At 35.9% G+C, this 11,740-nt stretch carries 7 protein-coding genes; 3 read left to right on the plus strand and 4 right to left on the minus strand.

Features of this window, described 5'->3' with window-relative positions; all coding sequences use genetic code 11:
* Positions 1-55 precede the first annotated feature (55 nt).
* Positions 56-733 carry a response regulator gene (locus EO766_RS14615; protein ID WP_074420276.1) on the minus strand — a complete coding sequence of 226 codons (678 nt, stop codon included), beginning with the start codon at positions 731-733 and terminating at the stop codon, positions 56-58.
* Between the two features lie 101 nt (positions 734-834).
* Here EO766_RS14615 and EO766_RS14620 point away from each other — a divergent pair, with 101 nt between their 5' ends.
* Entirely contained in the window at positions 835-3,051 is a 2,217-nt protein-coding gene (locus EO766_RS14620; RefSeq protein WP_143439419.1) for a hypothetical protein, read from the plus strand.
* A 4-nt stretch (positions 3,052-3,055) separates the two neighbouring features.
* On the opposite strand, the gene EO766_RS14625 is transcribed toward EO766_RS14620, so the two are convergent.
* Complete coding sequence (locus EO766_RS14625; RefSeq protein ID WP_074420274.1) at positions 3,056-3,697, minus strand: MBL fold metallo-hydrolase; 642 nt, start codon at positions 3,695-3,697, stop codon at positions 3,056-3,058.
* Positions 3,698-3,840: 143 nt separating this feature from the next.
* Here EO766_RS14625 and EO766_RS14630 point away from each other — a divergent pair, with 143 nt between their 5' ends.
* Positions 3,841-7,254 (plus strand): BamA/TamA family outer membrane protein, encoded by a 3,414-nt coding sequence (locus EO766_RS14630; RefSeq protein ID WP_228733205.1) that lies wholly within the window; start codon positions 3,841-3,843, stop codon positions 7,252-7,254.
* A 56-nt stretch (positions 7,255-7,310) separates the two neighbouring features.
* On the opposite strand, the gene EO766_RS14635 is transcribed toward EO766_RS14630, so the two are convergent.
* Positions 7,311-7,679 carry a diacylglycerol kinase family protein gene (locus tag EO766_RS14635; protein WP_074420283.1) on the minus strand — a complete coding sequence of 123 codons (369 nt, stop codon included), beginning with the start codon at positions 7,677-7,679 and terminating at the stop codon, positions 7,311-7,313.
* 258 nt (positions 7,680-7,937) lie between these two features.
* On the opposite strand from EO766_RS14635, the gene EO766_RS14640 reads away from it, so the two are divergent.
* Positions 7,938-10,433 (plus strand): DUF5686 family protein, encoded by a 2,496-nt coding sequence (locus EO766_RS14640; RefSeq protein WP_074420272.1) that lies wholly within the window; start codon positions 7,938-7,940, stop codon positions 10,431-10,433.
* Between the two features lie 13 nt (positions 10,434-10,446).
* Here EO766_RS14640 and EO766_RS14645 read toward each other — a convergent pair whose 3' ends face one another.
* Positions 10,447-11,562, minus strand: coding sequence for a quinone-dependent dihydroorotate dehydrogenase (locus EO766_RS14645; protein WP_287101455.1), 1,116 nt, complete (start codon positions 11,560-11,562; stop codon positions 10,447-10,449).
* Between the last annotated feature and the right edge of the window lie 178 nt (positions 11,563-11,740).

The following is an 11,740-nucleotide window of genomic DNA, read 5'->3' on the forward strand; positions in this document are numbered from 1 at the left end:
AAGCAGCAAATACTTTTATAACAAGCATGGGAGGAATTATTTTCAGTTCGTAAACTTATATATCAAATTTATAGCCTACACCTTTTACAGTGGTAATACAATCTAAATTTAACTTTTGCCTGATTTTTCTAATATGCACATCAATGGTTCTGTCGCCAACAATTACTTCATTGCCCCAAACCTGCGAAAGTATTTCATTCCTTAAAAATACCCTGCCCGGTTTAGCCGCCAGCAGAAATAGTAATTCAAATTCCTTTTTTGCCAGCATTATTTCACGGCCATCTATTTCAACCACAAATTTTACAGGATCGATGGTAAGATTCCCCACTTTCAGTGGTTTGCCATCTTCTTTTTGTACCCTTCTAAACAGCGCATTTACCCTGCTGATGAGCATTTTGGGCGATATGGGTTTGCTTACATAATCATCTGCGCCGGTTTCTAAACCTTTAATGTGCGATGGTTCATCACTTAATGCAGTCAAAAAAATGATGAGGGTATGTTGAAACTGTGGTTGCGCTCTTAAAATAGCACATACTTCAATGCCAGTTTTATGCGGCATCATAATATCTAAAATAATTAAATTCGGTTTAACCAATTTGGCTTTTTCTATGGCTTCATCTCCATCTTTGGCAGTAGTAACTGCATATCCTTCTTTGGTTAAATTGTAACTGATAATTTCTAAAATATCGGGTTCATCGTCTGCAATTAAAATTTTTTTAGCTGCTGTTTCCATGATAACATCAAATTTACACAAATTTAACTTACAGTTTTTGCATTCATCTACAAGGCCCAGATTATCTAATTGTTAACTCCATTAACGAAAAATTTGCATAATTGCATTTATTTTTGATGATTATGCGAATCATTCAAAAGGTTTACCTATCCGTTTTATGTTTGCTGGGTGTAATGGTCTTGCAGGCGCAACCCGAATTAGCAATGCCGGTTATACCGCATATGCGCCAGTTAATTCACGATAATATAAAAACGGCCGAACAAAATATTATTAACCTTACGCCGAATAAGGATCATTTATTTGCACCAACTAACAACATTGATGTTAATTTACAAATTACCCAATTGCTGCATACCACTGTTCATAATATGGCTGCAGCGGTTGAATTAGACAGCACTATTAGCAATAATGATAAATACAAATGGTTAAGAGGTATTTACAGCCTTTTAGAAAGTTTTACTACAGCTTATAAAGCCGGATTAATAAAAGGAATTATGCTGGGCGATTTGATGGTAGTTTACGAAAATGCAATAGCCTTTGAAAAAAATCACCAATCTATAGCCCCGATTGTTAATGCTAACGATATGGCAATTGGAAATCTACTGATCAGCAATTTTGCCTTGCAGGATAATATTGGGCTAAATGATGCTAAAAATATTTTAGTACTAAAAAACTGCCAACAAAATCCGGATAACATTTTAAATATTATAGGAAATCATTTGAATTTGCCTTTTGCCGATAGCCTCATAACTGTTGTGGCGCACAGAAATCCGGATATGATTTATGATTATCTCGGTGCAGGAAATGAACTTTCGCAAAAAATAAAAAAAGTAAATGATGCATTGGTGCAAACCATTTATCAAATAGAAAAATTGCCCGGTGGCCGTATTTATTTCGCTTTTCTGGATGAAATTTATCACAAACAAATTACTATTGATTCAATACAGAAATTAAAAGATACCGACGACCCCTTTTATAAATTATTGGTGAATACAGAAATAAAATATGCAGCCCGTATGCAAATGGGTGATACACCTTATGCCAAACAAGTGTTAACCGATAAACTGAAACAAAAAGCTGTTGAACATTATATTAATGAAATTAATGGACTGCATGAAGAACCACGCGATGCTGTTCGGTTTAAAGTATTAGATAATTTGGCGCCTCAAGATTTATACTATTTATGTGTTTTGGGTGAAGATGATATTTATACCAGCAGCTATCTGGGTGTGTACAACCGAATTTTTCCACGCATGGCCATTCCCCGATCAGATACTTTATTGGCATGGGTACATGATGATTTTTACAAGAAGTTTATTCGCATGGCCGCTGCGTATAATGAGCTGGATGATTTTTTAAAGCGAATGGATAAATCAACCGCTCAAAATTTAATTAAGCGCTTTGTAAACGGTCTGGAAAAAACCACCACATTGGAAGATGCGGTAGATGTTGCTGATTCTTATGCCAGCATCAATGATCCCGGAATAAGAAGCCTGATGTTAAAGCAAGTGCAACAGCAACTGCAATACAATCAAAAAAAGCGAAATGAAAGAGGCATTGTAATTTATAACATATTGAATACCATTTTTTTATCGATGGATCCTGCCAATCACATTGATGTTTCAGCAAAATTGGGAATTATTCCGGTGTATGAAATGCCTTTATCATTATTGAAAGATGCCTCAGGTAAAGTAATTATTCAGCAGTTTTTTTACGGAGATAAAGACGGTAAAAATATATTTAATGCATTTTTGGCCAATTTTAATAATGGATATTGGCGTGTTGTAAATAAACCGGAATGGGTAGAAGTAAAATCAATGAAAGGCGCACCTATTGAAATTTATGCCAACAAGCCTTTAGATGCGCAGCAGGATTTAGATGATGCTGCTCAGCAGCACCTGTATAGTTATTTAGATTCAGCCAATATAGAACCTACGGTAGTGATTCATCGTGGCCACAGTTATTATGTAAATTCTACCATCAAAAGGTTGTTCCCTTCGGCAAAAGTGGTATTATTGGGCAGTTGTGGTGGTTACAATAGTTTGAATGATGTTTTAAAAATTTGCCCAGAGTCACATATCATTGCATCTAAACAAGTGGGTACGGGTGTGGTGAATATGGCATTGATAGAAACTATTACAGAAACTTTGCGACAGGGTAAAAATTTAGACTGGGCTAAAATCTGGAGCGGATTGCAAAATAAATTTACCGGCGGTTATAAAGAAAAATTTGATGATTACGTGCCACCGCAAAACAATTTAGGAGCCATGTTTATTATGGCATATAATAAAGCCATTCAAAAAGCTAAAAGTCAGTAAGATATTATGATTGCAGGAAGGGGTTGTAGCGCAACTCATGCCCAATAGTAGTGGCAGGTCCGTGCCCCGGGTATGCCACTGTATCTTCTGGTAAAACAAGCAATTTTTCTTTAATGTTTTTAATGAGTTGATGGTGGTTGCCTCCGGGTAAATCAGTTCTTCCAATACTTTCTTTGAAAAGCGCATCGCCTGCAATTAAAATTTTTTGCGGTGCATGATATAAGCAAATACTGGCAGGTGAATGACCTGGCACTTCAAAAATTTCAAATTCATCCTCATCTAAATATATTTTATCTCCTTCCTGCAATAAATTAATGTTTCCACTATAGTTTTCAAATGGCAAGCCCCATTGCTGGCCCGAAATGGGTGCCATTTCTAACATGGGTATTTCATCTTTATGTGCCCAAAGTTCAATTTTATAATGTTCATGTACCCATTTATTTCCAAAAACATGGTCTAAATGGCAATGTGTATTAACGAGCAACGAGGGTGTTAATTGTTTTTTTTGAATATAATCGCTAAAAACCTGTTGTTCTGAAGAAAAATAAAATCCCGGGTCAACAATTACAGCGTTTAAAGCATCATTATAAATAAGGTAAGTATTTTCCTGTATGGGGTTAAACGTAAAAACTTTAATGTGCAACATGTACTTATTTTTAAATTGATAATGGGTAATTACTTAATTTTAACAAGTATTGAGGAATTAGAAATTAATTGACCAATATCTTCACTTTAAAATTTTGGACAAACGTTTCTGATGCCCCGAATATTTTTAAATTCTGACTGGATATGCAAATGAAATCAATCATTCATAAAGTTACAATCTTATTATTTATCATTTTACCGGTAGCGGTTACGGCACAGGTAAATATGGTTGAATTTGGTAAAAACAGGGTACAGTTTAACAAATTCAAATGGAAATTTTACCAGTCACCTAATTTCAATACCTATGTTACACAAGGTGGTACTGAATTGGGAAAATTTGTAGCACAGGTTGCAGAAGATAATTTACCTGAGTTAGAAAAATTTACCGAGTATAGTTTGCAACGCCGCGCCAATATTGTGGTGTACAACAGCTATAACGATTTTAAACAAAGTAATATTGGAATTGGCATTGATTGGCAAAATGCCGGTGGATTAACCAAATTGGTGAACAATAAAATTGTAGTTTTTTTTGATGGCAATCATAATCATTTAAGAAATCAGATCCGAGAAGGAATTGCCAAAGTATTAACCGATAATATTTTGTTTGGAGATGATATTGGTGAATTTGCCAGTAATCAGGCTTTATTGGATTTGCCGCAATGGTTAACAGATGGTTATGTAGCTTATGTTGCACAGAATTGGAGTACAGAGAAAGATGATCAGTTAAAAAGTGCCCTGTTAAGTGGTAATTATAATAATTTTTACCAGTTTGCATTCGATAAACCGCTTTTAGCCGGCAACGCGTTCTGGTATTACATAGCCGAACATTACCGAAAAGAAAATGTAACTTATTTTTTATACTTAGCCCGTATCTACAAAAGTTTGAATAGTGCTTCTGAAAAAATTTGTAAGAAAAAATTTAAAGAGGTATTAGATGATTTCATGCAGCAAATGCAAGACCGCTATTATAAAGATATCCGGCAAAGAAGAAATGCGCCAAAAGGTGTTTTAAGTGTATCGGAAGATGTGAGCAAAAATGATTATTTCCGTTTTCAGGCAAATCCCAATCCACGCAATAATAACTATGCCGTAGTTGAATTTAAGAAAGGTGTTTACAGGGTTAAATATGTTGAAAATTTTTACGACACAAAAATATTATTAGATTATGGCGTTCGTACCAACGAAGGGGACATTAATCCAAATTATCCCATTTTAGCATGGGATGGCAAAGGAACCCGGCTTTTAGTAATTTATTGGGATAAAGGAAAAATTAAAATGTTTGTATACGATGTATTAGCCCGTTATAAAAGGTTTAAACAGGAAATTACAGGATTTGAGCAGATTAATGATGCGTCTTTTATGCTCGATGCCAATACCCTTATTTTAAGTGCAGTTAAAAATGGTCAGACAGATTTGTTTATTTATAAAATTGATGACCAGAAAATAGAGCAGGTAACCAATGATGTGTATGATGAATTGTATCCCAATTTTGTATCTTTCCCCAACAGATCCGGTATCATTTTTTCCTCTAACAGACCCAGCCCTTCTGCCCCCAGTAATGATACCGTTTTGCCAAGCCGTTACCGTTTCAATATTTTCCTGATTGATATTTTAAACAAAAGCAAAACCAAACAAATTACACAACTTACGAATTTAAAATATGGTAATGCTACTTTCCCGATGCAATACAATACCAATCACTTTACTTTTGTGAGTGATGAGAATGGAATTGGTAACCGTTGGGCCGGTTTTTTCTCTACCAAACGGGATGGGCTTGACACATTGTATTATATTGGTACCGAAATGTTGAGAAATCCTTCTGTAAAAGAGTTGGATTCTACCTTAGCCGCCTGGCGTAAACCCGAAGCCGATAGTATCAGTTATTTTCAGGTGTATAAAGATTCTACTTATACTTTCCCTATTACCAATTACCAGAGTTCTTTACTGGAATCAAGAGTATCGGGCAATAACGGCCAGGTAAGCGAAACCCGACAGGAAGGTGACTTTAAATTTCTTTACAAATTAAAAGTAGATGAAACAGCATTGAACAGAAGAAACGTGAATGCCCGGCCTACACAATACATACAAGAGCAAATGAATGCACAAAAAATTGCACGGGGTAATCCGTTAAATTACACCAATAATTCCAAAAAGAAACTGCCTGTTGCATTAGTTGATACGGTAAAACCAGCACCAAAAAACTTTTTTCAAAATGAATTTTCAAGTGAAGCCGATACTGCTACCTCCCAATCAGGTATTTCGAACACCAATATTTCAGGAAACAATGCCACAGGAACTAAAAATCAACATAACTATTTACAAGAAACCAAACTGTTTAATTATCGTTTAAAGTTTAGTGCCGATTATTTGTTGGCCGGTGTTACTAATAACATATTGGTAAATCGTTATCAACCTTATGCAGGTGGTGCCGGCCCTATTCAGTTGAACAATGGAAGTGCCATTAACTGGAGCTTCCGCGCAGGTGTCAGCGATTTGATGGAAGACATTAAATTTATTGGAGGTATTCGTTTCGGCACTTCTTTAAAAGATAAAGATTTCTTTTTCTCCTTTCAAAACTTGAAAAAACGGGTTGACTGGGGTGTAACTTATTACCGTAGTACCCAAACTAATTTCTTTAATACCAGCCCTTATGATAATCAGTTAATTACCAACTTGTATCAATTTAATGTGGCCTATCCATTTGATGAGGTAAGAAGCCTGCGAGCCACATTCGGCTTACGTAAAGACCTTGGCGTTATAAAACCTGCAGATCAGTTTTCACTCAAGGTAAATGATACCAGTGCACAATATTTAGTGGGGCATATTGAGTACGTTTATGATAATACCATCAACCCGGCACAGAATATCTGGAATGGTTTGCGCTGGAAAGTATATGCCGATATTAATGAGCCCATTGCCGGAACTACCGGTGGCAGTGGTAATCAAACTTATAACTTAGGCTTTGATGCACGTAACTACTACAAAATTTATCGCAATTTTATTTGGGCAACAAGGGCAGCAGGCGACTTTAGTTTTGGCAACCAAAAAATTATTTATTACTTGGGTGGAACAGATGGCTGGGTAAATCCAAAGTTCAATAGTGCCAATCAGCCTGCACCCGATCAAACCTATGCATTTCAATCGTTGGCTTTAAATATGCGGGGTTATAATCAAAATGTTGCCAATGGTAATAATGCAGTGGTGATTAATAGTGAACTTCGGTTTCCTTTATTTTCAACCTTGTTTAACCGCCCCATTAACAATGCCTTTTTAAGGAATTTTCAATTGGTTCAATTCATTGATTTAGGTACCGCATGGAACGGAAAATTTAATGGCATTAAACGGCCTACTGAAATATTTCAACCTGCCAATCCGGCTATTAATCCTATTACAGTACGCTTAGATGCCGGTGGTTTAGGCCCATTTGCCGGTGGTTATGGATTTGGTGCAAGAAGTACTTTGTTGGGTTATTTTATCCGTGCCGATTTGGGTTGGCCAATGAAAGGCTTATTTAGAGGACCATCTGTATTTTATTTATCACTTGGGTTAGATTTTTAATGAAATGAATATGATATGCTTCAATAAACCGGTGTACATCCATTGCATCGGTTTTTTTATTCCCAATTGAAAATATAGTGAGTGATTTTTGGAATAAAAATAATGCAACCAATTATTACACTGCAACAGGCTGCCCAAAGTACGGCACCAGCAGCAATATCTTTAATGATTTTAATATTAGGATGAAAATCCGGTGTGATGTGATTGCAGATTTTTTCAATAGCTGTATTCATCATTTCTAACCCAATTACCAGCATCATGCAAAGCAAAACCAGTATCCATTCTATGTTTGAAATATGTAACCACCAACTGAGAAAAAGGGTAAGAATGGCTATAAAGAACTGTATTTTTGCATTTCTTTCCTGTATAAAAAATGTATAAATGCCGATAGCAGCATATTTCACAGCAATAAAAAATGAGGTCATTCCCTTGTTTGAATTGTAGTTTAAAGTTATTGTTATTGGGAAATATGTAGCAACCATTTTTGAAAAATCTTGTTATACATTAATTTATTTTAAATAATAACAATTGAAAGCTGTGTTTTTTCCATTCATTTTCACAAAAGCAGCATTTCATAAAAAAGGGCTATCTAACCAAAAGTCATTGGGCATGATTTAAAATAAATTAAATTTAATTGTGACTTATGTCTCTATTTACATTCCCCTATCCTTTAATTTTGCGCTATGATATGGCATACAGTTAAGAAAACCCTTTTGAGTGTTCTTTTGGTTTGGATGTGTAGCGCAGTAACTGTAGCGCAGGCAATTAAAATTAGTGGAGTCATAGTAGATAAACAAAGTGATGAGCCTATTCCCTTCTCTACTGCTGTTTTTAAATTGAGCGGGCAGGGTGTTTTAACCGACTCTTCCGGCCGCTTTGTATTTACTTCCGGCCAATGGAGTCACAATGATACCTTGCAAATCAGTTCAGTTGGGTATAAAAATGTTTTAATACCCAGTGCTTTATTTAAAGACTCGGCATTTTTTACTGTTAAAATGGAATTGTTGCCCAGTAATGATGTGGTGGTTAAAAGCAAATACAACCGGGCATTATGGTTTTGGCGAAAAATTATGCAGCACAAAGCCGATCATGAGCGTACCCACTGGAATAATTTTTATTATGAGGCTTACAATAAATTAGAATTAGATATTGCCAATATTAACACTGCCAAACTTTCCAAAAACTTTTTGGTAAAGCCTTTGAATTTTGTGTTCAATTATATTGACTCTACTTCAGAAGATAAACCATTTTTACCGGCTTATTTAACCGAAACCATTTCAGATTATTATCATCAAAATAATCCCGTACGTTCCCGCGAAATTATTAAAGCAACCAAAACCAATGGCATTGATAATGAAAGCCTGATAAAACAATTGGGTAATATGTACCAGATTGTAGATATTTATGCCAACACCATTCCTGTGTTTAACCGAGATTTCATTGGCCCTTTTAATGAACGTGGCGATAAGTTTTATAATTTTAAATTATTAGATACACAGTACCTGAATCATCGGAGATTGGTGCATTTTAAATTTACACCCAAACACAAAGGTGAAGATGTATTTGAAGGAGATTGCTGGGTGAATGATACCAGCTTTGCCATTCAAAAAATTACTTTACGTCCTGCCGTTGACGTAAATTTAAATTTTATCAGTGGGCTTACTTTAATTCAGGAATATAGATTAATAGATGATAGTATCTGGTTTTTATCGAAAGATAAATTTGTGGTAGATATTTCGCCCCTTGGGAAAAATAAACTGGCTTTTAAAGGACGAAAAACAACCACTTACCGAAAGGTATTGCTGAACAGCCCTTATGTTACCCGCATGCTCGATTCGGCCAAAACACCGAGTGAAGTTGATCTATTACCCAATGTTACCAATTTGCCCGATTCATTCTGGGCCGATCATCGGCATGAAGAACTGAATAAAAGTGAAAAAACGGTGTATGCATTATTAGATACATTGGAAAATAATAAAACTTATATTCATTATCGAAATACATTAGAGTTTTTAGCGAAAGGGTATAAAGATGTGGGCAATGTACGTATTGGCCCCTGGTGGTATTGGTTAAGCGCCAACCCCTATGAAGGTGCAAGGGTTCGTTTTGATGTGGAAACCAATCGTGGATTTAATGAGCATTGGTTTGCACATACTTATCTGGCTTATGGCTTTAAAGATAAAGGGCTAAAAGGGTTGGGTGAAATACGGTATCAGTTTAGCAGGCAACCCTGGAGTTACATCAACTTAAAGTATCGAAATGATTTGGATAATGGCCAGATGTATGCTGATCAGTTAGGTACCGATAATATTTTTGCTACCATTTTCAGGAGGCCTAATATTCCTTTTAAATACCAACGTTCCGAAGAATGGGATTTGAATTATTATGCAGAGACCAATTCAGGTTTTGGCTTTGGCACTTCTTTCACTTCTAAACAATATGAAGCATTATTAAACTTGCCCGGTAAACAATATTTTCCTACTACGAATGGCGGTACCCCTTTAAAAACCTTTGAAGCCGGATTTAGTGTTCGCTATGCTTACGATGAACGTACCCTGGTCAGTAATTTTACACGTTATAGTTTGGGTAGCGATTATCCCATTGTATTATTCAACTATGCGCATGGCTTCCCCGGTGTTTTAAACAGTAGTTACACCTACGATAAAGTAAGTTTATCTGTTTCTGATTATTTAAAAATTGCACCATTTGGTTATGTTTATTATAATGTATATGGCGGTAAAATTTTTGGAACAGCACCTTATCAGTTTCTGGAAGTACATCCCGGTAATGAGCAGTACTATTATAACAGGTATGCTTTCAGCTTAATGAATCGTTTTGAATATGTAAGCGATCAATATGCAGGTATTAATATTGAACACAATGTAGGTAATGGTTTGTTTAGATTAACCTCATTAACCCGTAAACTGAAGTTGCGGCAGTTATGGACATTTAAAGCTGTAGTAGGCAATTTAAGCCCTGACAATCAGCAATTGAACTATGTAGGCAATGCCCCCTTTAAATCGTTAGACGGGCATGTGTATACAGAAATTGGAACAGGTATTGATAATATATTTAAGCTGTTTCGTGTTGATTTTATTTGGCGCTTATCGCCAACTCCGGCAGTTAATGAAAATATAAATAAATTTGGTGTGTTTGGCAGTTTCCGAATTACTTTTTAATGAGCAACAGCAATCAACGGCTTAGTAAAGACTCGCAAATATTGCGTGCAATACGCGGTCCTTCATACACAAAACCGGTCCAAACCTGTACTAATTGAGCACCTGCTGCAAATTTATCCTGGGCATCGGCACCCGTAAAAATTCCTCCGCTTCCTATAATGGGTAAACGGTGTTGGGTTTGTGTAGCAACATAAGCCAACACTTGATTGCTTTTTTCGCGAAGCGGTGCGCCACTTAATCCACCCGCACCAATTTTTTCAATAACAGATGCTGCTGTGTGGTTCATCCCTTTTCTGCTAATGGTAGTATTACTGATAACCAGGCCGGAAAGCTTTACTTCTTCTGTTAATGCAATAATATCGTCTAATTGTTCTGTAGTTAAATCTGGCGCAATTTTAAGTAAAAGAGGTTTGGGTTGTGACTTCCCAAAATTGATATTCTGTAAGGAAGCGAGAATTTTTTTCAAAGCATCTTTTTCCTGTAAAGCCCTTAACCCCGGTGTGTTAGGCGAGCTAACATTCACCACAAAATAATCAGAAACATCAAATAAGGTTTCAAAGCAAATGGTATAATCTTTCCACGCATCTTCATTTTCGGTATGTTTATTCTTGCCAATATTTCCTCCAATAATTAACGATGCTGTTTCAGGTGTGTGTGCACTGTTTTTCCAATCTGCTAATCTTTTTTGTATGGCAATTACGCCATCATTATTAAATCCCATCCTGTTAATCAAAGCTTTGTCAGCCGGTAGTCTGAATAAACGTGGTGGCTCATTGCCCGGTTGTGCTTTCGGTGTAACAGTGCCTATTTCAACAAATCCAAACCCTAAACTGCTGAGTGGTTTTAAATAAACTGCATTTTTATCGAACCCCGCACCCAGTCCAACAGGATTTTTAAAATGAAGCCCAAAAACTTCTTTTTCCAAAGCCGCATCTTTTATGGAAAGTTGTTGTGCAATAAAATGTTGCAAAGTAGGAATATTACAAGCCTTTTGTAAACTATTCATCGCAAAATAATGTACCCTTTCAGGGTTCATTTGAAACAATAATTTTCTAATCAATGCATACATGGCTGCGAAGATAAAGCAGTGCAAAGAATAAGGAACAGAATCCTTGTTTGTTGATAGCATATTACGGTATACGCACAGTTGAAGCACAACATTTTTCCCTGCATGATTAATTAACCCAAGTTTCCTAAAATAGAAGCATTTGAAATAGGAATAATTTTGAGTTGCGAAAACAAAACTTCTACTCAAATGCTTCAGGACAAAGTTATTGGAATTTACTGTTTAGTGGATGATATATTGA

The sequence above is a fragment of the Hydrotalea sp. AMD genome (genome assembly GCF_004100315.1).
GTDB classification, from domain to species: Bacteria; Bacteroidota; Bacteroidia; order Chitinophagales; family Chitinophagaceae; genus Hydrotalea; species Hydrotalea flava.

Excerpts from the sequence above, each read along its gene's own strand:
- EO766_RS14630 (WP_228733205.1), top strand. The coding sequence starts at position 3,841 with ATGCAAATGAAATCAATCATTCATAAAGTTACAATCTTATTATTTATC.
- EO766_RS14615 (WP_074420276.1), bottom strand. The coding sequence starts at position 733 with ATGGAAACAGCAGCTAAAAAAATTTTAATTGCAGACGATGAACCCGAT.
- EO766_RS14645 (WP_287101455.1), bottom strand. The coding sequence starts at position 11,562 with ATGCTATCAACAAACAAGGATTCTGTTCCTTATTCTTTGCACTGCTTT.
- EO766_RS14640 (WP_074420272.1), top strand. The coding sequence starts at position 7,938 with ATGATATGGCATACAGTTAAGAAAACCCTTTTGAGTGTTCTTTTGGTT.
- EO766_RS14635 (WP_074420283.1), bottom strand. The coding sequence starts at position 7,679 with ATGACCTCATTTTTTATTGCTGTGAAATATGCTGCTATCGGCATTTAT.
- EO766_RS14625 (WP_074420274.1), bottom strand. The coding sequence starts at position 3,697 with ATGTTGCACATTAAAGTTTTTACGTTTAACCCCATACAGGAAAATACT.